Raw genomic sequence first — 22891 nt, 5'->3', positions numbered from 1 at the left:
GCCATTAAACGGCAAGCCACTTCCATGAGTGAATGAGACATCTCGGACGAGCGACCGCGAATCACCAGGGATCCGCTGGCAGACTCGCCCACCGATCAGAGGAGACCAGTGATCGTCCGCCGATTGGCCCAGCTGTATGTCGGATTGGCCCTCTACGGCCTCGGCATCGCCCTCCAGGTGGCCTCACGGCTCGGCAACGACCCGTGGGACACCCTCCACCAAGGGCTCGCCCGCCAGACCGGGCTGTCGATCGGCACGTGGATCATCATCGCCGGCGTGGCCGTGATGGCCCTGTGGATTCCGCTTCGCCAGCGGCCCGGGATCGGCACGATCAGCAACGCCATTCTCGTCGGCCTGTTCGCCGACCTCTTCCTGTGGGCGCTCCCCCATCCCGGCACCCTCGCCCTCCGCTGGGGCTACCTCGTCTCGGCGATCGTCGTCGGCGGGTTCGCGACCGGGTGCTACATCGGGGCGGGGCTGGGTCCGGGGCCGCGCGACGGCCTGACCACCGGCCTGGCCGCACGCGGGCACTCGATCCGCGTCGTCCGGACCGGCATCGAACTGGCGGTGCTCGCCGCCGGCTGGGCGCTGGGCGGCACCATCGGCATCGGCACGCTCGTCTACGCGGTGGCCATCGGCCCGCTCACGCACGTCTTCATACCGATGCTGCAGATCAAGCGCGCACCGGAGCGGGACGACGCGCCCCGGCGCCCGGCCGTGCCCGTCCCGGCCGAGGGCGGGAACGCCCCTTGATCTACGCGCTCGCCTCCGCGGCGGGGAGACGGAGCGGGCATGCTGCGAACGACGTCCGGCGAGGCCGCCGGGTGATCGGTCTCGTGTATGTCATCTCCCTGGTCCACGCACCATTGCGAGGGACAGAGGAGACGTAACCGTCCGATTCACCGGTAAACAACGCACGGAACGGGCAGGTTTGACGGTTGCGCGACCGCGATGTAGCGCTACGGTACGACGGGGATCCGCTACAAAGAGGGGGCTGGGGTGCCCGGACGTATCGAGGACTACGCGCTCATCGGCGACCTGTTCAGCTGCGCGCTCGTCGGGCGGGACGGCTCGATCGACTGGATGTGCCTGCCGCGCTTCGACTCCCCCGCCTGCTTCGCCGGCCTGCTCGGGACGCCCGACAATGGCCGCTGGCAGATCGCCCCGGTCTCCGGTGGCCAGGCGACGCGCCGTCGCTACCGCGGCGACACCCTGATCCTGGAGACCGAGTGGGACACCCCGGACGGCACCGTCCGGGTGATCGACTTCATGCCGGAGCGCGGCGACGCGGCCGACGTCGTCCGCATCATCGAGGGCGTCTCGGGCCGGGTCCCCATGCGCCTCGATCTGAGGCTCCGGTTCGACTACGGGCGGGTCATCCCCTGGATGCGCCGCACCGGCGACCACCTCACCGGCATCGCCGGTCCCGGCTCCGTATGGCTGCGCAGCCCCATCGAGCTGGAGGGCCGCGACTTCGCCCACCGCGCGACGTTCGTGGTCTGCGAGGGCGACTCGCTGCCGTTCGTGTGCACGTGGCATCCCTCGCACCTGCCCGCTCCGCGCGACGTCGACCCGTACGAGGCACTCGAGGGCACCGAGCGGTTCTGGACCGACTGGGCGCGGCAGTGCACGTACGACGGCCAGTACCGCGACGCGGTCGTACGCTCGCTGGCCACCCTCAAGGCGCTCACCTTCGAGCCCACCGGCGGGATCATCGCCGCCGCCACGACCTCGCTGCCGGAGGCCATCGGCGGGGTGCGCAACTGGGACTACCGCTTCTGCTGGCTGCGCGACGCGACGATGACCCTCGAGGCGCTGCTGCGCAGCGGCTACCGCGACGAGGCGAAGGCCTGGCGGGCCTGGCTGATGCGCGCCGTCGCCGGCGAACCCCAGGATCTGCAGATCATGTACGGCGTGGCCGGGGAGCGCCGGCTGGAGGAGTACGAGCTGCCGTGGCTGCCCGGGTACGAGGACTCCCGGCCCGTCCGTGTCGGCAACTCCGCGTCCAAGCAACTGCAGCTCGACGTCTTCGGTGAGGTCGCCGACTCGCTGTTCCTCGCCCTGAACAGCGGAATCCAGCCCGAACGGCACGCCTGGTCGCTGCAGCGCGCGCTGACGGGCTTCCTGGAGGAGCACTGGGGCGACCCGGACGAGGGCCTCTGGGAGGTCCGCGGACCACGGCGGCAGTTCGTCCACTCGAAGGTCATGACGTGGGTCGCGGTCGACCGCGCCGTCCGCATGATCGAGGCCTTCGACCGCCAGGGTCCGCTGGAAAAGTGGCGGGCGCTGCGCGACGAGATCCACCGCGAGGTGTGCGCCAAGGGGTTCGACTCCGACCGCGGCACCTTCACCCAGTCGTACGGGTCGCAGGAGCTGGACGCCGCCCTGCTGCTCATCCCCCGGGTCGGCTTCCTGCCCCCCGACGACCCGCGCGTCGTCGGCACGGTCGAGGCGATCCAGCGCGAGCTCACCGTCGACGGCTTCGTCGAGCGGTACCAGACCGGCGAGCAGGAGCACGGCGTCGACGGCCTGCCGGGCCGCGAGGGCGCGTTCCTCGCCTGCAGCTTCTGGCTGGCCGACGCGCTGCAGCAGATCGGCCGGGTCGACGAGGCCCGCGAGCTCTTCGAACGGCTGCTCGACCTGCGCAACGACGTCGGCCTGCTGGCGGAGGAGTACGACCCGCGCCTGCGCCGTCAGGTGGGCAACTTCCCGCAGGCGTTCAGCCACGTGCCCCTCGTGCTCACCGCTTACGACCTCGACGGCCACGACGGCCTCCGCCGCCCACGCGCCGCGAGCTGAGCCACGGTTGAATCACCGACATGAGCGAACACTCACGCGGCGTCCTCTACCTCATCGTCTGCGCATCCCCGCGAGCTCGCCGCATCGCGGAGTTGGTGGGACTTCTTCAGGCCGATGGCTGGGACGTCTGCGTCATCTCCACACCGCAGGCCCGGAAGTTCATCGACACCGATGCGCTCGCCGCGCAGACCGGTCACCCTGTCCGTCACGACTACAAGCACCCCGACGAGCCTGATGTACTGCCCGCCGCCGATGCCATGGCGGTCTGCCCGGCGACCTTCAACACGCTGAACAAATGGGCGCTGGGAATCAGCGACACGCTGGCGCTGGGGCTCCTCGCCGAGGCGATCGGCCTCGGTCTGCCGCTCGTGGCCGCACCGGCTCTGAACAGCGCGCAAGCCGCGCATCCGGCGTTCGAGCAGAGCCTCGCCGTCCTGCGCGCCGCCGGAGTCAACGTCCTGTACGGCCCAGGCGTCTATGAGCCGTCACCGCCGGGCAGCGGAGGCCGGGACTACCCCTGGGACCTGGTGATCGACGCTCTCAAGTCTTCGTCCTCTCAGTAGACGTTCAGCGATCCCTGGCGCACGGTCGGCGTCCCTGGTCAACTCAGTCAGTCCGCCATCCGCCAGGTCTTCCGGGGCTTGTCGTGCATCCGTCCGGGGATGCCGGGGCGTTGCTGCCATGGGCGGGGTCCGGCGGGTGGGCGGTAGCCGACGCCCAGCGCGTCCAAGCGGGCATAGTGCGCCGCGTTCATCCGGCGCTCGAAGCCGGCGATGTCGCTTTCATCCGGGCCCGACAGGTCCGACCAGGCCACTTCGGCGAACGCGACGAGCCGGGGGAGCGCCTGGTAGTCCAGCCCGGCCGCGGTCCTCGGCGACTTCGGTCCACAGGTTGGCCTGGGTACCGATGGCGTTCGCCGCGTGCGGCGTACCGGTCAGTCGGGTGTGTCGTTGGATCTCGACGCGCCACCCCTGATCGTCGGTGAGATGGAGGTGCGGAACGTTCAGCTTGTGGGCGGCCAGTAGGTCGACGTAGCGGAGCACGTCATGCCTGGGCAATGCCGCGCGACATCGAGCATGAAGCCCCGCCAAGCGAAACGCGGCGCATCATCGATCGCCACGTACGGCACCACGACCGGTTCTCGCGCGATGGGGGCACGGCGAGAGGCGTCCGGGCCCAGCATCTGCCGCAAGGTCTGACGGCCCCAGAAGACACCGGCCTCATCGCCGTCCACGAGATTGTACGCACATTCCCGGTCAGCTTCTCGGCCGTGAGCGGCCGGGCTTGCGGCTCGGGCGTTCACACCTTGTCGCGCTCCCCGTCGCGGCTGGCTGTCGTGCCGGGGTCGCATCTCCCTTCCCCCCAGGATTGGGGGCAGGGACGGGCATGCTGACGAATGCCCACGCCACGCACGCCCGTTTCCGGATGTTCATGGCGGCGATGACGTCGGAGGGGCCAGCGAACCCGCACCGGCGACAACAGAAGGTGCCCCGGTCGGGCCGGTTGGCCCTCCGGGTGTGCCCACACCAGGGCACAGGACACCGCTGGGAGGTGTAGGCCGGATCCACTTCCACGAACGGCACCCCGGCCCGCAACGCCTTGTACTGGAGGAACGTCCCGAGCTGGTGGAACGGCCAGGTAGAGAGCGTGGCCCGCTGGTGCCGCCTGAGCCGTACCCGATCGCGTATCCCACTCAATTCCTCGAGCGCGATACCGCGGTCGGTGCGTCGGGCATCGGCCACGATCTGCTTACTGATCTTGTGGTTCTCATTCGAGGCGTGCCGTGCCTCCCGCTGCGACCGGCGGGCCAGACGACGGGCGGCCGACCGGCTCCCGGCGGCCTTCTTGGCCTGCAACTCGGCGCGCAGCCGGGCTTGCCGCCGGCGATAGCGCTGTAGGGCCTTGCCCTGGTGGTTGTCGCCGTCGGAGGTGGTGGCCAGGTTCACGATCCCCCGGTCCACCCCGATCCAATCGGCCGGCTCGAACTGCGGAGCCGCTTCGACCTCACACGTCGCGATCAGGAACCACATCCCGTCGCGGCACGCCAGGTCGGTTTCGCCTTTGCGGTGGGCCGCCAGGAACTTCAGCTGCCCAGGCTCGCCGGTGAACGCGATGCCCCGGACCCGGCCCGAAGCGGTCCAGATCGAGATGGACCGGGCGTCCATCTGCCACGACAGGCACCTGTCGTCGAATGCCTGGGCCGCATCGGCCCGGAAGGCGATGGGCTTGGAGGTTGCCTTTCGGCGCCGGGGTGAATACTCATCGCCCAGCAGGCCCGCTTCGATCTGGGCGTGCAGCGTGGTGTAGGCGTCGGCGACCTTACGGATCACATGCAAAGCCGGCTGCGCCGACAACCCCCGCGCCTTCAACTCCGCGTAAACGAGTTTTTGCAGCTTTTGGCGGGCGAACACGCCCTTCTCGAACGCGACCGCCGACACGTCGTTGGCTGCGACGTTGCAGAGGGGCAGGGTCACCGCGAGCGCCGCCGCCTGCTCAGGCGTCGGCAGCAGCTTCACCCGCACCACCAGCTTCACAGTCAGTGACCCTACAAGTACGTACCGACATCGGCGTGCGGCTCCACGAAATCAACGACGAAACCGACCACATCCACCTGCTCGTGTACCGCCCAAGATCGCCCTGCCCCGCCGGGTCAACAGTCTCAAAGGCGTCTCCGCCCGCCACCACCGGGCGGCGGTGGATCTAGACCCTAGGGCAGGCCGTCGAGGAAGCGGAGGAAGTCAGCGGGCAGGACGAGGCGGCCTCCGACGGAGCGGGTCTCCAGCAGGGTCAGGGTGCCGTTCCTGACCCAGAAGAGCTCGGGGGTGAGCGAGCCGGGCCCCTCGTCGTAGGCGTTGCGCGCGAAGGCGTGCAGCCGCTCGGCGGTGACCAGCGCGGTGTTCTTGCGGATCGCGCAGGCGGCGATCGCGCTCCGGGTCGGCGCGACGGCGAGCGCGCCGTACGGCCCGGGATCGAGGTAGGCGTCCAGCCAGAGCAGGTGCGTCGCGGCGTAGAACGTCTGCCCTTCCAGCACGCGGATGCCGGTGTCGTCGATGACGTCGCACTCCAGGGGGCCGTCGGCACGCACGCCGTCGCGGCCGACGGCGAACAGCTCATCGGCCGTCACCGGCCAGGTCATGGCGTCGTCGGTGACGATGGTGCGGACGGTCGTGGGAGTGTCGGCGACGATCGCCTCGATGAGCCCGGGCGCGAACGGCCGGCAGATGAGCCGGCCGGTCCGGGCCTCGGCCGGATAGACGCGGGCCCGCAGCAGGCCCCGGACCAGCGGGAAGTCGCGCAGGTCGAGCGGCTCCTCGATGGCGGTGATGATGGTGCCGACGTGGTCGGCGACCAGTGCGGGCCAGTCGTCGCGGGGCACCTGCCGGGCCAGCTGCCGCAGATTGCGCATGCCGATGTGCAGGCGCTGCGGGCCGTCGAGGAGCATGGCGTCGTTCTGGACGGGACGGCAGCCGTAGCCGTGGCTCTCGGCCACGAGCACGACGAGCGAGTCGAGGGCCCGGTCGTCGCCGCCGGCCGGGGCGGGCCGGTGGTCGCGGCGTTCGAAGGTCGTCATGGTGTCTCCCCCGCGAAGGCGCCCGGAGGTCCGGTCCGCCGCCCCCGGGCGTCCGGCACGCCCGGGTGGAGTACGAGCGCGTCCGCGTCGAGCAAGACGGGAACGCCCAGCCGGATGGTGAGCTGCCGAGGGCCGTGCCCGACCGGCACGCCCGTGAGGATCGGGACGCCGAGCGGACCGAGACGGTCGGCGAACACGGCGTCGAGGTCGCCGCAGCCGGTCCAGGTGCCGAGGACGACGCCGGCGACGCCGTCGAACCAGCCCGCCTGGCGGAGCTGGGTGAGCATGCGGTCGACGCGGTAGGGCGCCTCATGGACGTCTTCGAGGAACGCGACGCGTCCGGTCGCCGGCTCCGGAGCGTACGGCGTGCCGAGGAGGGAGGTCAGGAGGCAGAGGTTGCCGCCGGTCAGGACGCCGGTGGCGCGGCCTCCGCGCAACGCGTGCGTGCCGTGCACGGGCGCTCCCCGGTCGAGGAGGCCGGCTCGCAGGTGTGCGACCGCCTCCGGCTCGGCCTCGGCGACGATCAGTGAGGCGACCATGGGCCCGAAGGAGGTGGCCACCCCGAGCCGCCGCCCGAAGGCCACGTGCAGGGCCGTGACGTCGCTGGATCCGTGCAGGAGCTTGGGGGTCGCGCGGCGGAGCGCGGTCCAGTCGAGGTGGTCGAGGACCCGCGTGGCGCCGTAGCCGCCGCGGGCGCACAGGACGGCGGCGACCTGCGGGTCGCACCAGGCCTCCTGCAGGTCGGCCGCGCGGCCGGCGTCGGTGCCGGCGAGATGGGGCAGGCCGGGAGCGGTGTCGAGGACGTGCGGGCCGATGGTGACCTCGAGACCGAGGTCGCGCAGCACCGCCGCACCGCGCTCAAGGCGGTCGGGGTCCACCGGACCGCTGGGGGCGACGACGGCGACTCGATCCCCGGCATGAAGGGACGATGACTGACCGCCCCCGGGGTCGCGCATCCGCCCCTCCTTGTTATGTGCTGCGTCAGAGCATGACACCAAAAACCCCCGCAGCGGAAGAGGTCAGGTGTCGCGCGCCCGAGCCCTCGGCATCGGCCCACCTCTGACAGCAGGCGGTCAGAACCTCCCCGATCGGCTCGCTGATCATGCGGCGGGCAAAGTGATCATACGGCGTTCGTCACCCCTGGACGATCGCGGCCCGTCTCATGTCCGCCAGCCGGTCAGTCCTCCGGCGGCCCGATCCGGGAGTCGGCGTGTCCGCGTTCGAGCAGGCCGTCGAGGAGCTTGCGCAGCAGTTCGGTGAGCCGGTCGCGTTCGGCCGGGCTGAGGTGACCGATCAGGTCGTCCTCGTAGGAGAGCAGCCGCTCGACGCTGCCCTCGATCAGCGCGTGCCCGGCGTCGGTGAGCTCGACGCGGAGCGTACGGCCGCCGGGACTGCGGACGGCGCGGACGGCCCCGGCGGCCTCCGCGCGCGCCACCCGCTGGCTGATCGCGCCGGCGGTGACTAGGCACTGGTCCTTCAGCCGGGCGGGCGCCATGGCGTACGGGGGGCCGGCGCGCCGCAGTGTGGACAGCAGGTCGAGGGTCGCGCTGTCGATCCCGAGCCGGGTGAGGGTGCGGCGTCGTTCGTCACCGAGGATCTTCGCCGCCCGCCACACGCGGGTGATCACTCCGATCGACTCCACGGGGACGCCCGGCAGCTCGCGCAGCCAGGCGTGCTGGATCTCGTCGACGGCATCACGGGCGGAAGAATCGGGTTTGCGTTCAGCCTGCACGCCGCCTAGCGTAGCCGATGTTGTTTAGCCCTAAACAAGGACGACACCGAGTTCTTCGGCGGGACGCTGACCGAAGAGCGGCGCGAGTGGCTGATCTCCCAGACGTTCAACGGGCGGGCCGGGACACCGGGCGATGTGGCGGCGACGGTGGCCTTCCTGGCGTCCCCGTCGGCCGGGCACATCACCGGACAGGTGATCCACCTCAACGGCGGCGCGCTCCTGGCCCGCTGACCGCACCGTCCACGGGCCGTGATGCATGATCGGGGGATGCGATTCTCTGGACGCGTGGTCGCGGTGACCGGTGCCGGCACGGGGATCGGGCGGGCGATCGCCCGGAGGTTCGGCGCGGAGGGCGCCGAGGTCCTCGTCGCCGACCTGGACGCCGCGAGCGCCGAGCGCACGGCCCGTGAGATCCCCGGCGCCCGGGCGATCGCCGTCGACGTCACCGACCGCGCGAGCGTCCGGGCCGCCCTGGCCGACACGCCCATCGACGTCCTCGTCAACAACGCCGGCGGCGCGACCGACGCCGCGTTCGAGACGCTGTCCGAGGATGCCTGGGACCAGGACGTCGACCTGTGCCTGAAGGGGACCTTCCTGTGCACGCAGGCCGTGCTGCCCGTGATGCTCCAGCAGGGCGGCGGCGCGATCGTCAACGTCGCCTCGGTCAACGGCCTCGTCCACGTCGGCAACGAGGCCTATAGCGCGGCCAAGGCCGGGGTCCTCAGTCTCACGCGCAGCGTCGCGGTCCGGTACGGCCCGCAGGGGATCCGCTGCAACGCCGTCGCGCCGGGCACGATCCGCACCGGCACGTGGGACGACCGCGAACGGCGCAGCCCGGGCGTCCTCGACCGGGTCGCGGGCTGGTATCCCCTGCGCCGGGTGGGCAGCCCGGACGACGTCGCCGCCGCCGTGGCCTTCCTGGCCTCGGACGACGCGGCCTGGATCAGCGGGACGACGCTGCCCGTGGACGGCGGCCTTCTGGCGGGCAACCAGCGCATGACCGACGACATCATGGGCGGCTGACCCGCCCTGCGGTCCGGAGACGGCCGCCGCGGGCGGCGGGGGTCGTGCCACCGGCCCCCGGGTCCCGGCCCGGACGGGGTGCTGTTCCACAATCGGAGGAGGAGTCCGAATCCGGCCGCCCGCCGAGGCGGGCCTCAGGAGCGGGAGGAGGCGCGCCCCGCGCCGCCGGGGCGCCTGACGGCCATGACGCATCGATCGATCAGCCGGCGGGACGCGATCCGCGCGGGGGCCGGGCTCACCGCCGTGGCCCTCGGGCCTGTGCGCGCGGCCGCCGCGGACACACCGACGCCGGAGCAGCAGGCCGGGCGGCGGGTGATCTTCTCCTACACCGGACCGGCCGTACCGCAGTCCCTGCTCGATCAGGTCCGGGCCGGCACCGTGGGAGGCGTGATCTTCTTCGCCGACAACGTCACGGGTCTGGATCAGATCGCCTCGGCGATCCGGCGGCTGGAGACCGCCGCGCGGCGGGCCGGGCCGGCGCAGGCCCCGCTGCTGCTGATGACCGACCAGGAGGGCGGCCGGATACGGCGCCTGCCGGGCGGCCCCGTCATGTCGCAGAAGGAGATCGGCGCGGCGTCCGACCCCCTCGCGTCCGCGGGCCGGGCGGGCGAGACCGCCGGACGGCTGCTCGCGGGCGTCGGGATGAACGTCAACCTCGCTCCGGTGCTGGACGTCCATCGCGTCGAAGGCGACTTCGCCGACCGGCTCGGGCGCTCCTACAGCACGGATCCGGCCGTCTGCGGCCGGCTGGGCGCCGCCTTCGTCACGGCGCAGCAACAGACCGGGGTCGCGGCGACCGTCAAGCACTTCCCCGGGCTCGGCGCGGCCGGCGCCGGCGAGAACACCGACCTGAGACCCGTCACGCTCGACGTCTCCCGCGCCGTCCTGCAGCGCGTCGACGAGCCACCGTACGCCACGGCGATCACGGCCGGCGTCAAGCTCGTCATGCCGTCGTGGGCCGTTTATCCGGCGCTCGACCCGGCCCGGCCCGCCGGCCTGTCCCCGGTCGTCCTCCGTGAGCTGCGCGACCGGTTCGGGTTCCGGGGCGTGACGGTGAGCGACGCCATCAACGCCGGCGCGCTGACGGCGTTCGGCACGTACCCGCAACGGGCGGTGGCCGCCGCACATGCCGGGATCGACCTCATCCTGGTCTGCTCCCAGCGGGTCGCGGACGGGCAGGCGGTCGTCGCCGGCCTGGCCGGCGCTCTGCGGAACGGCCGGCTCGACCGGGGCGGCTTCGACGCCGCCGGGGCACGCGTTGCGGCCCTGCGGCGCGCTCTCGGCTGAGCCCGGCGACCCGCCCGCGCTGAGCCCCATGCCACGGACCGGACCGAGCCCGGCGCCCCCAGGCCGAGCCCACGCCACGCGCCGAAGTAAACCCGGCGACCCGCCGGGCCGAACCCACACCACGGACCGGACCGAGCCTGGCGCCCGCGGGCTGAGCCCGGCGACCCGCCGGACTGAGCCCACGGCACGGGCCGGATTGAGCCCGGCGACCGGCTGGGGCGTCCAGCCGGGCGATCCGTCCGCGGTTGATCGAACGTGCCTGCGGCAAAATCCAGGTTTCGGGCACTACGATCCGGTGTGTCCATCAACCGGTCGTGGGCACGGCCGACGCACCCGGAGAGAGGCCCCCATGAGTGGCGATCAGGGCGATGGCGACCTGACCGGGATGGCAGACTTATGGACCCCATGCGCACGACGCCCTCCCACATCCTCGTGGTCAACGGCACCAAGGTCCGACGCCCGGTCTTCCTCCTGGGCGCCCCCCACTCGGGCACGGACCTGCTGGCGCGTGCGCTGCGGCGCACCGCCGCGTTCCACGTGACGATGGGACGGCCCGGTGTGGTCCGCACGGTGTACGCCTTCGCCCGGCGTCCCTCGATCGCCAGTGAACGGGGACAGGGCGCGGCGCGAGTACTGCGCGACGCGTACGCGCACAGCTGGCAGGTCACCCGGGAGGGCTGCGGAGAGTGCCCGGCGGAGTGCCGGGAGCTGGGCCGGATCGGGGCCGACGGCACGTGCGGGGATCCGCGCGGCGTCCAGCGGTTCGGCGACGCCACCCCCGACCTGATCTACAGCACGGACGTGCTGCTGGACGCCTTCCCCGACGCGCAGCTGATCCAGGTGATCCGGGACGGCCGCGACGCCGTCGCCGGGATGCTCACCGACGAACGCTGCCTGGCGTGGTTCCGGCCCGGGTTCGCCAACCTCGACGAGGTGTTCCCGAACCCGTTCCTCGGCGTCGAGGACGTGACCGAGCGCCTCCGCTGGCCGCGCGCCGGAGTCGCCGTCAAGTGCGCGCTGCGCTGGCGGGGATCGATCCGGCTCAGCGCCCGGCTCCGGGCCCAGACGCCGGAGGAGCAGCTGCTCACCGTTCGCTACGAGGAACTCGTGGCCCGGCCGCGGGAGGTCATCTCGGCCGTGTCCGACTACCTCGGCCAGCGGATCTCCCGCACCGCGCTGTACGGCGTCCACTACGGAGGTGTCGGCCGCTGGCAGGACGAGCTGACACCCAAGCAGATCACTCAGGTCGAGAAGGTCGCCGGGGCGGAGCTCACCCGCCTGGGCTACCGGCTCACCGACCGGTCATCGACGTCGTGACCCGCGCTCGTTCGGCATAGCGCCAGCCGATCGCCAGCCCGGCCGCACCGCATCCGACGACGAGTGCGGTGATCCGCCGCACTCCGCGCCTGTTGTTCTTCATCATCGCGCTCAACTCCGCAGTGACGATTCGCCGCCTGCTCTCAGACTCACCAGAACGCGCGACGGCGGCGTTGCCATGAGAATGCGCTCAGGTGAAACCGTTCCTAAGGGCTGAGCATGAGCCGTGCGTGCTCGGCCGGACGCTCCGAACGGCGTTGAGCGTCCTGGTTCCCTGCTTCCGCTCCGCACCCGATCGTTGCGACTCGTGATCGTGGTGCTGGGGCGCGGTTCCGCACGCCCTGGGGACGCCTGGGCGGTGGGACCCGGGACGGTCAGTCGTCGGGGCCGTCCTCGGGGCCGTTGTCGCGCAGGACGGTGTCGCCCGACCGGTCGACGTCCTGCCCGGACCGCTGGACACAGTGCACCGCAGCGCCGCGATCTGATCGGTGGGAGGAGGCGCAGCCGTTCTCGGGTTGCGTCGGCGGACGCCGCCGGAGCGGGAGCGGCGTAACCTCGCGGGCCACCCTCTCCCTGATCGCCCGCCCCGTCCAGGCATCCCCGTCCCCGCGGTGGACCGGCCCACGTTCCGGATGGACGCGAAAGGCCCTCGCCGTCCGGTGATGGGAGAGGTCCGCGTCCGGCGGCCCGGTCTCCTGGCGGCAGCCGGCGACCGCCAGCGCGGCTCCGAACGCCGCGCCCGCCACGGCGAGCGAACGTCTCATCCTCTCCCCCGATTCGCGTCCCTCAGGGACTGAAGTAGTGCTGCATCCGCGTGACCCGCCCCTGGGCGTCGAACCAGAGCTCGAACATGTGCGAGCGGTCCAGCAGCGGGTGAAGCCGCTCCTGAAGTTTCAAGAGCAGCGTGTGGAACTGTTGCGGGCTCAGCCGGACCCCGCGCACCCAGTCGGTGACGCCCTCGTTGGCGATCGGGGCCGACGCCCGGATCACGGCGCCAGAGGCCAGCCGGAGCCGGACGTACTGCCCCACGTTCGCCGGGTAGACCGTCTCCGGTCCTCCGGGCTGCACCTTGCGGGCCGGGGCGAACAGCACCATGTCCGCGGTGGGACCGGCCTCGACCAGGCCGAACACGCGGGACCGGTTCGCGTAGGCCGACCCGGGAGCTGCGGTCTCCGTGCCGGACTCCGCACTGGGGGACGCCGACGGCGCACCGGGCGCCGGCGGGTCGGCCGCCTCCGTCCGCGCGCCGGTCAACAGCAGACCGCTTACGCAGGCGCTCGCCGCGACGACGGTTACCCACAGTGCCCGTGCGGTATACGCAGCGCTCACGCGGTGGATCTACCCGCCTCGCCGCCGCTTACTCCTGGAATGACGGCACGCGGTCAACGGTCGTGGCCCTCGGGCTGGACGGCCGTCTCCGGCTCCTGGCTCCGCTCGGCGGACCTCGTCCGCTCCGATCGCGGCCTCCGGGACGCGCGCTCCCGCGCCTGATCCTTCCCAGCGCTCCGGCCAGGGCGTTCGAGCTCCTCGGCGACGACGCGGCCGACTTGCCGCATCAGCTCGCTGATCGGCCAGAGCTCGGCCGGCGGCGGGATATGGGTACGGGCGCGGTCATCCGGCATCACCATGACCGTTCCCTTCGCTCGCGGACGGGTGCTCGATGAGATCGTCTACCCGCGATCGGCGGTTGTACGCCCGGCGGCCCCACTCCCCCGCCGACGCGCCTGGCCCGGGGGCGCAGCCGACTCCGGCGCCCCCGCCGGCGAGGCCGACCCGGGTGCCTGCGCTCCTCCGGCGGCGCAGCCGGCTCCCGGCGGCCCGTCCCGCGTCGGCGCGCCTGGCCCGGGGGCGCCCCCAGCGCAGCCGACTCCAGCGCCCCCGCCGACGAGCCCGACCCCGGCGGCCCGTCCCCGCCGGCGCGCCCGACTCCGGGAGGCGCCGGCCCGGGCGTACGGCCGGTCAGTGCACCGTGTCGGGGAGGCTCTGCCGGGCGAACTGCGTGTCGTACAGCTCGCTGTACAGGCCGCCCTCGTCGAGCAGCTCGTCGTGCCGGCCCCGCTCGGCGACGCGGCCGTCGTCGATCACGAGGATCTGGTCGGCCTCGCGGATGGTCGACAGGCGGTGCGCGATGACGATCGACGTACGGCCCGCGAGCGCCGTGCTCAGGGCCCGCTGCACGGCCGCCTCGGACTCGGAGTCCAGGTGGGCCGTCGCCTCGTCGAGCACCACGACGGACGGAGCCTTCAGCAGCAGCCGGGCGAGGGCAAGGCGCTGCTTCTCGCCGCCGGAGAGCCGGTAGCCCCGATCCCCCACGACGGTGTCGAGGCCGTCGGGCATGCTCGCGACGAGGTCCCAGATCTGCGCGGCCTGGAGGGCCTCGGCCAGCTGCTCGTCGGTGGCGCCGGGCCGGGCGTACTCGAGGTTCGCGCGGATCGTGTCGTGGAACAGGTGCGCGTCCTGGGTGACCACGCCGACGGTGCCGCGCAGCGACTCCAGGGTCACGTCCCGTAGGTCCTGGCCGCCGATCCGTACGGCGCCGTCCGAGACGTCGTACAGCCGGGACACGAGCTGGGTGATCGTGGTCTTCCCGGCCCCTGAGGGCCCCACCAGGGCGGTCATCGTTCCGGGTTCGACGCGGAAGGTCACCCCGTGCAGCACCTCGCGAGCCGGCGCGGTGTCGGCCCGGGCGATCGACTCCAGCGAGGCGAGGGAGACCTCGGAGGCCGCGGGGTAGCTGAAGACCACGTCGTCGAACTCGATCGCCGGGGCGGCGTCGCCACCATCGTCGGGGTCGTCGTTCGCGGCGAGCGGGTCCGCGTCCGGCTTCTCATCGATCATGGGCTTGAGGTCGAGCACCTCGAAGACGCGGTCGAAGCTGACCAGGGCGGTCATCACGTCGACGTGGACGTTCGACAGCGCGGTCAGCGGGCCGTACATCCGGGTGAGGAGCGTGGCCAGGGCGACCAGCGTGCCGAGCTGGAACCCGCCGTTCACGACGAGCGTGCCGCCCACGCCGTACACCATGGCGGTGGCGAGCGAGGCCACCAGCGTAAGTGCCGTGAAGAAGACCCGTCCGTACATCGCGGAGGTGATGCCGATGTCGCGCACCCGCTGCGCGCGGTCGGCGAACCCCGCCGACTCCTCCTCCGGGCGGCCGTACAGCTTGGCGAGCATCGCGCCGGCGACGTTGAACCGCTCGGTCATCAGCGAGCTCATCTCCGCGTCCAGCTGCATCTGCTCCCGGCTGATCTTCTGCAGCCGCCGCCCCACCCACTTGGCGGGGAAAATGAAGATCGGCGTCAGCACCAGCGCGATCAACGTGACCTGCCAGGACAGCAGGAACATCGTGCCGAGCACGAGCAGCAGGCTGATCACGTTGGAGACGACCGACGACAGGGTCGTGGTGAGGGCGCGCTGGGCGCCGATGACGTCGCTGTTGAGCCGGCTGACCAGCGACCCCGTCTGCGCCCGCATGAAGAAGGCGACCGGCATGCGCTGGACGTGGTCGAAGACCTCGGTGCGCAGGTCGTAGATGAGACCCTCGCCGATGCGCGCGGAGTACCAGCGCTGGGCCAGCCCGATCAGCGCCTCGACCAGGGCCAGGCCGCCGACGGCGATGGCGAGGCCGAGGACGACGCCGCTCTTGTGCGGCACGATGCCCTTGTCGATGATCGACTTGAGCAGCAGCGGATTGGCCACGACGATCACCGCGGCGACGGCGTTCAGGGCCAGGAACAGGATGAGCTCGCGGATGTAGGGGCGGGCGTAGCCGGCGATGCGCCGGACCGTCCCTGCCTTCAACCGCTCCTTGACGACGGATTTGTCGCGGCGGAACGACGCCATCATCATCCAGCCGTTGTCCGGCATGCCCACGGCGACCCTCCCGTTGGGTTCAGCGACGTAATCATGTAAGCGTCCGCGACAACGTACCGGACCGGCGGTTGATTCCCACCCTGCGGAACGCCGATCGCGGCCCTCACGAACAGACTGCGCCATTCGCGAGGGCCGCGCCATCGGCCATGCGCCGGAGAACGCCTCAGACGGAGGACCTACGGCGTCGCTGGAGCAGAAGTCCGTTCGCGGCGGCCGGCGCCACGTCGCCCACCGGATGCGCGGCGACCGCTCCGAGCCGCGCGGCTACTTCCTGCCGACGGCGTTCGTCGAACGCGCCTCCGTCGGGCCGCCGAAGCGGGTCACGCGCCGAGACCGAACATGTCCAGGACGGGGTCGCCGGAGCCGGTCACGCGCCGAGGCTGAAGGTGTCGGGGTTCGGCCCGGTGCGCTCGCCGCGGTTCAGGCGCGCGATCGCGGCCAGGTCGTCGTCGCTCAGCTCGAAGTCGAAGACCTCGATGTTCTCGCGGATGCGGGACGGTGTGACCGACTTGGGGATCACCACGTTGCCGATCTGGACGTGCCAGCGCAGGACGATCTGCGCGGGGGTCCGGCCGTGCTCGGCCGCCAGCCGGGTGACGGTGTCGTCCTTGAGCAGCGTGCCGCCCTTGGCGAGGGGGCTCCAGGCCTCCGTCGCGATGTCGTGCTCGGCGTGGAACGCTCGCAGTTCCTCCTGCTGGAGGTACGGATGCAGCTCGATCTGGTTGACGGCGGGCACGACGTCCGTCTCCTCGAAGAGCCGCCGCAGGTGCGGGATCTGGAAGTTCGAGACGCCGATCGCCTTGGCGCGGCCCTCGTTGTACACCTTCTCGAGGGCCTTCCAGGTCTCGACGTAGGCGTCCTTGGCCGGGAGCGGCCAGTGGATCAGGTAGAGGTCGATGTAGTCGAGGCCGAGCTTGTCCAGGCTCAGGTCGAAGGCCCGCAGCGCGCGGTCGTACCCCTGGTCGGCGTTCCACAGCTTCGTGGTCACGAACAGTTCGTCGCGGGGCACCTCGGGCAGGGCGATCGCCTTGCCGACGCCCGCCTCGTTCGCGTACGCCGCGGCGGTGTCGATGCTGCGGTAGCCCGCCTGGATGGCGGTGCGGACCGCCGAGACTGCCTCCTCGTCGGGAACCTGCCAGACGCCGAACCCCAGCTGCGGCATCGCGGCACCGGTGTTCAGGGTCACGATCGGGACGGTGGTCACGAAGAAGAGTCCTTCCGTTGTCGTGTTCTCGCCCCCACGGTAGGGCCCCGACCGGAACGCGCCTCCGGCCGGGGCCGGTTCAGCCGCCGAGGGGGCGGACCATCACGTATTGCCCTCTTTGTCGGTCCCCATTCCGCGGTCGCGGACGGCGACGAGGTCGTGCCGGGCCTCCGGGCCCTTCCCCTCTTCGGCGCCCTCGACGACGAACCCCGCGTCGGCGATCATCCGCAGATCGTCGTCGCCGGCCTGCCCCTCGCTGGTGAGGTAGTCGCCCAGGAAGATCGAGTTGACCACGTGCAGCGCGAGCGGTTGCAGGCTCCGCAGGTGGATCTCCCGCCCGCCGGCGAGCCGCACCTCGACGTCCGGGAAGACGAGCCGGAAAAGCGCGAGGATGCGCAGACAGCGCAGCGGCGTCAGCTCCCAGGTGCGGGCCAGCGGCGTGCCCTCGAACGGGATGAGGAAGTTCACCGGCACCGAGTCCGGGTTCAGCTCGCGCAGCGCGAAGGCGACGTCGATGACGTCCTCGTCGCTCTCTCCCATGCCGAAGATCGCTCCGGAGCAGGGGGACAGCCCGGCCGCCGCCGCCTCGTTGACCGTGTCGACCCGGTCCTGGAAGCCGTGGGTCGTGCAGATGTCGCCGTAGCGCTCGGCGCTGGTGTTGAGGTTGTGGTTGTAGGCGAACGCCCCGGCCTCGCGCAGCTGCTCGGCCTGGCCCGGCTTGAGCAGGCCGAGGCACACGCAGACCTCGACGTCGCGGGAGGCGATCTCCCGGACGGCCTCGCCGACCCGGTCGATGTCCCGCTGGGCGGGCCCCCGGCCGCTGGCCACCAGGCACACCCGGCGGGCGCCGCGCGCGACGGCCTTGTCGGCCGCGCGGACCATCTCCTCGGTGTCCTGCCAGGAGTACTTGAGGATGTCGGCGTCGGACCCCTTGCGCTGGGAGCAGTAGAAGCAGTCTTCCGGGCACAGGCCGCTCTTCATGTTGACCAGGTAGTTCAGCTTCACCCGGTCGCCGAAGAACTCCCGCCGTACGCGCCCGACCGCCGCGACGAGTTCGAGCGTGCCCGCGTCGGAGACGCCGAGCACCGCACGGGCCTCATCCCGGGTCGGCGCCTCCCGGCGCATCGCCTTGGCCACGATCGGATCCACGAGATCGTCCATGGGGCGAGTCTGCCGTGTCGCGCTCGAGGCGCGGAACGGCCACCGGCACAACAGGGCGGACCGTGGCTTGTAGACGCGGTCTACTTGACGTCGCCGCGCCTCTCAGGAGCCGAGCAGGACCACCTGCTCGCGGCGCTCGGCCGCCGCCTGCTCCTCGAGTGTGTTGTGCGGGGCCTGCCGCAGGAGACGCTTGGTCGCGGCCGCCGTCTCCGGCTTGACCTGGAGGATCGCCGCGACGAGGTCGGCGACCGCGGAGTCGAGCTCGGCGGCGGGCACGACCAGCTCGGCCAGGCCGAGGCGGGCGGCCTCGTCGGCGAAGATCGTGCGGGTCGTCAGGCAGATCTCCAGGGCCCGGGGCACGCCGACGATGTCGACGAGCGGCTTGGTGCCGGTGAGGTCCGGGACGATGCCGAGCGCGGGCTCCTTCATGGCGAACTTCACGTCGTCGGCGACCACGCGCAGGTCACACGCGAGCGCGAGCTGGAAGCCGCCACCGATGGCGTGCCCGTGGACGGCGGCGATGGAGACGATGTCGGGGCGGCGCAGCCAGAGGTACCCGGCCTGCAGGCCGGCGATGAACTCCTCGTCGCGAGGGCCGGCGGTGTCCTCTCCGGGAACGCCCTCCGGGCTGAACAGGCGCAGGTCGATCCCTGCCGAGAACGACGGTCCGTCGCCGCGTACGACGACGACGCGCACACCGTCGGGCAACGTCTCGCCGATCCGGGCGAGCGTCCGCCACGTGCTGAAGGTCAGGGCGTTGCGCCGCTCGGGCCGGGCCAGAGTGATCGTCGCCACGGCGTCGTCGACGTCGAGGCGCAGACCGGCTCGTTCGAGCTCGGCGGTGGTGAGCGGTGAATCCGCCATGACGCCCCTTCCGGCATGTGCGTCGTGGCGGAGGGCCCGCCACCGCGCCCGACCCTAGCGGGTCGGGCACGGTGGCCTCTCATGCGGTCCGGCGCCGAGAGTTGGGGGGAGCTAGTCCGTTAGGACTTCTTACCGCGGGTAGCCCCACCGCGTCCGCGCAGATTCACGCCGGACTCGGTGAGGATGCGGTGGATGAAGCCGTACGACCGTCCGGTTGCTGCAGCCAGGGCACGGATGCTCTCGCCGGAGTCGTAACGCTTCTTCAACTGCTCCGCCAACTTATCTCGCTCGGCACCGGTCACGCGGGTGCCCTTCTTTAGGGTCTCGGCCACGAGTACCTCCCGTAGTGATGCGGTGACCGCTGCGTTATCCCCAGCCATGATCAGACATTCGCGCGCGATCGGCTACCCACTACGCCAGAAAAGATCTGCTTCCTTGGGTCAAGGCTGCGCTGCAGGTCAGGCAAGTGCCACGAGATCGGAAAATTCGTCACTCCAGATGTCCTCTACACCATCCGGAAGCAAGATCACTCTTTCCGGTTGCAGCGCCTGCACCGCACCCTCATCGTGGGTCACCAGAACGATGGCCCCGGCGTAGGTGCGGAGGGCCGCCAGGATCTCCTCGCGGCTCGCCGGATCGAGGTTGTTCGTGGGCTCGTCGAGCAGCAGCACATTGGCGCTGGAAACGACGAGAGTGGCCAGCGCCAGGCGGGTCTTCTCGCCCCCGGAGAGCACGCCTGCGGGCTTGTCGACGTCGTCCCCGGTGAACAGGAAGGAGCCCAGGATCTTACGCGCCTCCGTCTCCGGAAGGTCGGGGGCGGCGGACCGCATGTTCTCCAGCACGGTACGGTCGACGTCGAGCGTCTCGTGCTCCTGGGCGTAGTAGCCCAGGCGCAGGCCGTGCCCGTCGATAAGCTCGCCCGTATCGGGCTTTTCGACGCCTGCGAGCATGCGCAGTAGGGTCGTCTTGCCCGCGCCGTTGAGGCCCAGGACGACCACTCGACTGCCCCGATCAACCGCTAGGTCGACATCGGCGAAGACTTCCAACGAACCGTACGATTTGGACAAAGCTCGTGCCATGAGCGGCGTTTTGCCGCACGGAGCCGGCGCGGGGAACCGAATCTTGGCCACCTTGTCGGCCTGACGCTCGTCCTCGACCCCCGACAGGAGGCGCTGGGCACGGCGCTCCATCTGCTGTGCGGCCTTCGCCTTCGTCGCCTTGGCCCGCATCTTGTCGGCCTGGGCCTGCAGGGTGCTCGCCTGGCGCTCGGCGTTGGCACGCTCGCGCTTGCGGCGCCGCTCGTCGGTCTCCCGCTGGGTCAGGTAGGTCTTCCAGCGGACGTTGTAGAGGTCGATGACGTTGCGGTTCGCGTCGAGGTGGAACACCTTGTTCACGACCGCGTCGAGCAGGCCGACGTCGTGACTGATCATGATCAGTCCGCCCTGGTGCGACTTCAGGAAGTCGCGCAGCCAGGAGATCGAGTCGGCGTCGAGGTGGTTGGTCGGCTCGTCGAGCAGGAGGGTGTCGGCCCCGGAGAACAGGATGCGGGCCAGCTCGACCCGGCGGCGCTGACCGCCGGAGAGGGTCCGCAGCGGCTGGCCGAGCACCCGGTCCGGCAGGTTCAGGCTCGAGGCGATGGAGGCGGCCTCCGCGTCGGCGGCATAGCCGCCGAGGACGTGCAGCCGGTCCTCCAGCCGGCCGTACCGGCGGACGGCCTTGTCGCGCTCGGCGCCCTCGGCCGTCGCCATCTTCTCCTCGGCCTGGCGCATCTCCCTGATGACCTCGTCCAGTCCGCGCGCGGACAGGATCCGGTCGCGGGCGAGGACCTCCAGATCGCCGGTGCGGGGATCCTGCGGGAGATAACCCACGGTGCCGGACCGCGTCACCTCGCCGGCGGCGGGCAGGCCCTCTCCGGCGAGCACCTTGGTGAGGGTGGTCTTGCCGGCCCCGTTGCGGCCGACCAGGCCGACCCGGTCGCCGGGGTTGACGCGGAACGTGGCTCCCTCGAGCAGCAGACGGGAGCCGGCGCGGAGTTCGATGTCACGGGCGGTGATCACAGTGAGAACGCTCCTGGGGGGCGGGCTGGGAGAAGGCGGGGACGACGAAAAGGGCGCCGCCCGGGGCCTCGTCCGGCCCGGCCGCGCCCTTGGAGCGCCTGATCAGCTCGCAAGCATGGTCCTCAGTGTAAGGGACAACACCGGGGATCTCGGCATCGCCGCCTCCGGCGGGGCGAACTCGGTGATCTTCCACGTGTGGCGACCGCGATCAGGGGGAAACGTGTACGGCGACCGGCCCGCCGCGCCCGGCGGACCGCACGACCAGGAGGGGAGGCCGTGACATGGCCGACGATCAGTCGAGGGAGGACCTGGAGGAGGAGCTCCGGGTGGTGGAGGACGACATCGCGTCCATCCGCCCGGAGCTGGAGGAGATGCGCCGGCGGATCGGCGACCGGGAAGAGGGCGTGACCGATCCCGCCGAGAATGCCGCGATGATCGAGAACGCCGATGAGCAGGAGGCGCTCCTCGGGCGGCTGGAGGAACGGCATGCGGTACTCCTGCGGCGGCTGGGCCGGGAGTGACGCATATCCCCGCCCGGCCACCCGGGAACGCGTACCCATACGGGGAGTCCTCCCGTAGTCGCGCACCGTTCCCGCGGCGAGAGTGGATATCGACCGTTTCCATCCCCTGACCTCCGAGGAGAGATCGTCCGATGCGCCGCATCCAGCAGGTCAAGGTCAAACGCCCGCGTCCGACCCCAGCCGCCGAGCTCGACCTGCGCACCCCCTCCGGCCGCGTGCTCCCCTACTGACCCCCCCATCCCCCTGACCGGCGGACCGCGCCGAGTCCGGATCGTGATCCACGGCCCGCAACCGTTCTGACGTCGCCCGCGTCTGAGCCGGCATGCGTGGAAGATCGCTCGCCCGGCTCCTGATCCCCCTCGTGGTCGCCGCGGCCACATTGGGCGTCGTCCGACCGTCCTGGGCCTGCGGCTGCGGGGCGCTCATCACCTCGACGGACTCCGGAGTCAACGTCGCCGAGGAGACCTCCATCGTCCGCTACGACGGCTCCGCGGAGGAGATCGTCATGCGCCTGTCGGTGCGGTCCAGCGCCCGCGACGCCGCGTGGCTGATGCCGACCCCGGCCCGCGCCACCGTGACGCTCGGCGAACGCGGCTGGTTCGAGCAGCTCGACCGCCTCACCGAACCCCGTGTCGTGAAGCGCCGGCACTGGTTCCCGGACCTTGGCCCGGCCCGGACGGCGGGCGCCCCGGCACCGAGGGCGGGCGCCGGCGTGGGGGTGCTCAGGCAGCAGCGGCTCGGCCCCTTCGAGGTCACGACGCTGTCGGCCCGCGACTCGCACGCGCTCGCGTCCTGGCTGACGAGCCATGGCTACCGTCTGAAGGGCCGGCTCGCCCAGGCGCTCGAACCGTACGTGGCGCGGAGGTGGACCTACACGGCGATCAGGCTCGCCCCCGAGAGCGGCCCGCTCACCGGTGAGCTCGATCCGCTGCGCATCAGGTTCACGACCGCCGCGCCGGTCTACCCGATCCGGTTGTCGCGGCTGGCGAGCACGCCCCAGGCCGTGCACCTGTACGTCCTCGCGCCCCATCGGGTCACCGTCCGCGGCCTCGGGCTGTTCACCACGTACGCGGGCCGGGTGAGCCCCGCGCAGGTCTCCTCCCCCGGCCTGCGCGGCCTGCTGGGCGGCGGGGCGTTCCTGACCGAAATGGTGCGCCAGGGGATCCCACCGTCCGACTTCACCGACGACCTGACGTTCGCCAATGCCGGCGACACGCCGTACCAGCAGGTGGACTACGTGGAGGACGGCCTGGTGACGTTCCTGGGCGTGCCGGCCTTCCTGTGGCTGCTCGGGACACCCGTGGTGGCGCTCGTGGCCGTGGTGGTGGTCGTGGTGGTGGCCCGGCGTTCCAGGCGCGCACGGCGGGGAGTCGTCCCAGAACCGTCGTGACCAAGGGGCGGCTCGCCCGGGGAGAGCCCGGGAGGTCGGTCGGGGTGGGTTGGTCGGGGAGAGCACAGCAGGTCGGTCGGGGTGGGTTGGTC

26 protein-coding genes are annotated in these 22891 nt (G+C 71.5%); 10 read left to right on the top strand and 16 right to left on the bottom strand.

The window, feature by feature from the left end:
• Positions 1-108 precede the first annotated feature (108 nt).
• The 3 genes from AB0I04_RS05025 (at position 109) to AB0I04_RS05015 (ending at position 3362) form a co-directional block, all read left to right on the top strand.
• Positions 109-753 carry a hypothetical protein gene (locus AB0I04_RS05025; protein ID WP_360879171.1) on the top strand — a complete coding sequence of 215 codons (645 nt, stop codon included), beginning with the start codon at positions 109-111 and terminating at the stop codon, positions 751-753.
• A gap of 246 nt (positions 754-999) precedes the next feature.
• Positions 1000-2799, top strand: a complete 1800-nt coding sequence (locus tag AB0I04_RS05020) for a glycoside hydrolase family 15 protein (protein WP_360879168.1) — start codon at positions 1000-1002, stop codon at positions 2797-2799.
• Between the two features lie 20 nt (positions 2800-2819).
• Entirely contained in the window at positions 2820-3362 is a 543-nt protein-coding gene (locus tag AB0I04_RS05015; RefSeq protein WP_360879165.1) for a flavoprotein, read from the top strand.
• Positions 3363-3409: 47 nt separating this feature from the next.
• On the opposite strand, the gene AB0I04_RS05010 is transcribed toward AB0I04_RS05015, so the two are convergent.
• From AB0I04_RS05010 to AB0I04_RS04985, 6 genes are all read right to left on the bottom strand, one after another.
• Entirely contained in the window at positions 3410-3613 is a 204-nt protein-coding gene (locus AB0I04_RS05010; protein ID WP_360879162.1) for a hypothetical protein, read from the bottom strand.
• On the bottom strand, positions 3582-3842 hold the full coding sequence (locus AB0I04_RS05005) for a family 20 glycosylhydrolase (protein ID WP_360879977.1): 261 nt from the start codon (positions 3840-3842) through the stop codon (positions 3582-3584). The genes AB0I04_RS05010 and AB0I04_RS05005 overlap by 32 nt, the downstream gene beginning before the upstream one ends.
• Positions 3843-4055: 213 nt before the next feature.
• On the bottom strand, positions 4056-5333 hold the full coding sequence (locus AB0I04_RS05000) for a transposase (protein WP_360879159.1): 1278 nt from the start codon (positions 5331-5333) through the stop codon (positions 4056-4058).
• Positions 5334-5506: 173 nt separating this feature from the next.
• Positions 5507-6370 (bottom strand): hypothetical protein, encoded by an 864-nt coding sequence (locus AB0I04_RS04995; RefSeq protein WP_360879157.1) that lies wholly within the window; start codon positions 6368-6370, stop codon positions 5507-5509.
• Complete coding sequence (locus tag AB0I04_RS04990) at positions 6367-7326, bottom strand: LD-carboxypeptidase (RefSeq protein ID WP_360879155.1); 960 nt, start codon at positions 7324-7326, stop codon at positions 6367-6369. The genes AB0I04_RS04995 and AB0I04_RS04990 overlap by 4 nt, the downstream gene beginning before the upstream one ends.
• Positions 7327-7547: 221 nt before the next feature.
• A complete protein-coding gene (locus AB0I04_RS04985) occupies positions 7548-8102 on the bottom strand; it encodes a MarR family transcriptional regulator (RefSeq protein ID WP_360879152.1) in 555 nt (184 codons plus the stop codon).
• Positions 8103-8168: 66 nt separating this feature from the next.
• Here AB0I04_RS04985 and AB0I04_RS04980 point away from each other — a divergent pair, with 66 nt between their 5' ends.
• The 4 genes from AB0I04_RS04980 to AB0I04_RS04965 all read left to right on the top strand — a co-directional run bounded on the left by AB0I04_RS04980 (position 8169) and on the right by AB0I04_RS04965 (position 11729).
• The gene (locus tag AB0I04_RS04980) at positions 8169-8333 is read left to right on the top strand and encodes an SDR family oxidoreductase (protein ID WP_360879974.1); all 165 of its coding nucleotides are present in this window, start codon (positions 8169-8171) and stop codon (positions 8331-8333) included.
• Positions 8334-8369: 36 nt separating this feature from the next.
• Positions 8370-9125, top strand: coding sequence for a glucose 1-dehydrogenase (locus AB0I04_RS04975; RefSeq protein ID WP_360879149.1), 756 nt, complete (start codon positions 8370-8372; stop codon positions 9123-9125).
• A gap of 183 nt (positions 9126-9308) precedes the next feature.
• On the top strand, positions 9309-10412 hold the full coding sequence (locus tag AB0I04_RS04970) for a glycoside hydrolase family 3 N-terminal domain-containing protein (protein WP_360879146.1): 1104 nt from the start codon (positions 9309-9311) through the stop codon (positions 10410-10412).
• Positions 10413-10817: 405 nt separating this feature from the next.
• Positions 10818-11729, top strand: coding sequence for a sulfotransferase (locus tag AB0I04_RS04965; protein WP_360879143.1), 912 nt, complete (start codon positions 10818-10820; stop codon positions 11727-11729).
• Here AB0I04_RS04965 and AB0I04_RS04960 read toward each other — a convergent pair.
• From AB0I04_RS04960 to AB0I04_RS04915, 10 genes are all read right to left on the bottom strand, one after another.
• Complete coding sequence (locus AB0I04_RS04960; RefSeq protein WP_360879140.1) at positions 11704-11835, bottom strand: hypothetical protein; 132 nt, start codon at positions 11833-11835, stop codon at positions 11704-11706. The genes AB0I04_RS04965 and AB0I04_RS04960 overlap by 26 nt on opposite strands.
• 268 nt (positions 11836-12103) lie before the next feature.
• Positions 12104-12493: a hypothetical protein gene (locus tag AB0I04_RS04955; RefSeq protein WP_360879137.1), complete on the bottom strand. Its 390-nt coding sequence runs from the start codon at positions 12491-12493 to the stop codon at positions 12104-12106.
• Between the two features lie 22 nt (positions 12494-12515).
• The gene (locus tag AB0I04_RS04950; RefSeq protein WP_360879134.1) at positions 12516-13058 is read right to left on the bottom strand and encodes a hypothetical protein; all 543 of its coding nucleotides are present in this window, start codon (positions 13056-13058) and stop codon (positions 12516-12518) included.
• A gap of 53 nt (positions 13059-13111) precedes the next feature.
• A complete protein-coding gene (locus AB0I04_RS04945) occupies positions 13112-13357 on the bottom strand; it encodes a hypothetical protein (RefSeq protein ID WP_360879131.1) in 246 nt (81 codons plus the stop codon).
• Positions 13358-13688: 331 nt separating this feature from the next.
• The gene (locus AB0I04_RS04940; RefSeq protein ID WP_360879971.1) at positions 13689-15596 is read right to left on the bottom strand and encodes an ABC transporter ATP-binding protein; all 1908 of its coding nucleotides are present in this window, start codon (positions 15594-15596) and stop codon (positions 13689-13691) included.
• A gap of 373 nt (positions 15597-15969) precedes the next feature.
• Positions 15970-16764, bottom strand: a complete 795-nt coding sequence (locus AB0I04_RS04935) for an aldo/keto reductase (RefSeq protein ID WP_360879968.1) — start codon at positions 16762-16764, stop codon at positions 15970-15972.
• Positions 16765-16908: 144 nt separating this feature from the next.
• Positions 16909-17967: a biotin synthase BioB gene (gene bioB, locus AB0I04_RS04930; protein ID WP_360879128.1), complete on the bottom strand. Its 1059-nt coding sequence runs from the start codon at positions 17965-17967 to the stop codon at positions 16909-16911.
• A gap of 102 nt (positions 17968-18069) precedes the next feature.
• The gene (locus AB0I04_RS04925; protein WP_360879125.1) at positions 18070-18831 is read right to left on the bottom strand and encodes an enoyl-CoA hydratase/isomerase family protein; all 762 of its coding nucleotides are present in this window, start codon (positions 18829-18831) and stop codon (positions 18070-18072) included.
• 119 nt (positions 18832-18950) lie between these two features.
• Positions 18951-19163: a helix-turn-helix domain-containing protein gene (locus AB0I04_RS04920; RefSeq protein WP_141961196.1), complete on the bottom strand. Its 213-nt coding sequence runs from the start codon at positions 19161-19163 to the stop codon at positions 18951-18953.
• A gap of 126 nt (positions 19164-19289) precedes the next feature.
• Positions 19290-20888 carry an ABC-F family ATP-binding cassette domain-containing protein gene (locus AB0I04_RS04915; RefSeq protein ID WP_360879122.1) on the bottom strand — a complete coding sequence of 533 codons (1599 nt, stop codon included), beginning with the start codon at positions 20886-20888 and terminating at the stop codon, positions 19290-19292.
• A 115-nt stretch (positions 20889-21003) separates the two neighbouring features.
• Between AB0I04_RS04915 and AB0I04_RS04910 the strand changes: the two genes are divergently transcribed.
• From AB0I04_RS04910 to AB0I04_RS04900, 3 genes are all read left to right on the top strand, one after another.
• A complete protein-coding gene (locus tag AB0I04_RS04910) occupies positions 21004-21168 on the top strand; it encodes a hypothetical protein (RefSeq protein ID WP_360879119.1) in 165 nt (54 codons plus the stop codon).
• A 1-nt stretch (position 21169) separates the two neighbouring features.
• A complete protein-coding gene (locus AB0I04_RS04905) occupies positions 21170-21409 on the top strand; it encodes a hypothetical protein (RefSeq protein WP_360879116.1) in 240 nt (79 codons plus the stop codon).
• A 322-nt stretch (positions 21410-21731) separates the two neighbouring features.
• On the top strand, positions 21732-22799 hold the full coding sequence (locus AB0I04_RS04900) for a DUF2330 domain-containing protein (RefSeq protein WP_360879113.1): 1068 nt from the start codon (positions 21732-21734) through the stop codon (positions 22797-22799).
• Positions 22800-22891: the final 92 nt, after the last annotated feature.

Origin of the sequence: Actinoallomurus sp. NPDC050550 (genome assembly GCF_040655075.1) — a bacterium.
Lineage (GTDB): Bacteria > Actinomycetota > Actinomycetes > Streptosporangiales > Streptosporangiaceae > Actinoallomurus.
This window is presented reverse-complemented; position numbering and strand designations above follow the sequence as displayed.

Excerpts from the sequence above, each read along its gene's own strand:
- AB0I04_RS05015 (WP_360879165.1), top strand. The coding sequence starts at position 2,820 with ATGAGCGAACACTCACGCGGCGTCCTCTACCTCATCGTCTGCGCATCC.
- AB0I04_RS04960 (WP_360879140.1), bottom strand. The coding sequence starts at position 11,835 with ATGATGAAGAACAACAGGCGCGGAGTGCGGCGGATCACCGCACTCGTC.
- AB0I04_RS04975 (WP_360879149.1), top strand. The coding sequence starts at position 8,370 with ATGCGATTCTCTGGACGCGTGGTCGCGGTGACCGGTGCCGGCACGGGG.
- AB0I04_RS04925 (WP_360879125.1), bottom strand. The coding sequence starts at position 18,831 with ATGGCGGATTCACCGCTCACCACCGCCGAGCTCGAACGAGCCGGTCTG.
- AB0I04_RS04900 (WP_360879113.1), top strand. The coding sequence starts at position 21,732 with ATGCGTGGAAGATCGCTCGCCCGGCTCCTGATCCCCCTCGTGGTCGCC.
- AB0I04_RS04945 (WP_360879131.1), bottom strand. The coding sequence starts at position 13,357 with ATGGTGATGCCGGATGACCGCGCCCGTACCCATATCCCGCCGCCGGCC.
- AB0I04_RS04990 (WP_360879155.1), bottom strand. The coding sequence starts at position 7,326 with ATGCGCGACCCCGGGGGCGGTCAGTCATCGTCCCTTCATGCCGGGGAT.
- AB0I04_RS04910 (WP_360879119.1), top strand. The coding sequence starts at position 21,004 with ATGGTCCTCAGTGTAAGGGACAACACCGGGGATCTCGGCATCGCCGCC.
- AB0I04_RS04970 (WP_360879146.1), top strand. The coding sequence starts at position 9,309 with ATGACGCATCGATCGATCAGCCGGCGGGACGCGATCCGCGCGGGGGCC.
- AB0I04_RS04935 (WP_360879968.1), bottom strand. The coding sequence starts at position 16,764 with ATGCCGCAGCTGGGGTTCGGCGTCTGGCAGGTTCCCGACGAGGAGGCA.
- AB0I04_RS04940 (WP_360879971.1), bottom strand. The coding sequence starts at position 15,596 with ATGCCGGACAACGGCTGGATGATGATGGCGTCGTTCCGCCGCGACAAA.
- AB0I04_RS04955 (WP_360879137.1), bottom strand. The coding sequence starts at position 12,493 with ATGAGACGTTCGCTCGCCGTGGCGGGCGCGGCGTTCGGAGCCGCGCTG.
- bioB (WP_360879128.1), bottom strand. The coding sequence starts at position 17,967 with ATGGACGATCTCGTGGATCCGATCGTGGCCAAGGCGATGCGCCGGGAG.
- AB0I04_RS04905 (WP_360879116.1), top strand. The coding sequence starts at position 21,170 with ATGGCCGACGATCAGTCGAGGGAGGACCTGGAGGAGGAGCTCCGGGTG.
- AB0I04_RS04965 (WP_360879143.1), top strand. The coding sequence starts at position 10,818 with ATGCGCACGACGCCCTCCCACATCCTCGTGGTCAACGGCACCAAGGTC.
- AB0I04_RS04995 (WP_360879157.1), bottom strand. The coding sequence starts at position 6,370 with ATGACGACCTTCGAACGCCGCGACCACCGGCCCGCCCCGGCCGGCGGC.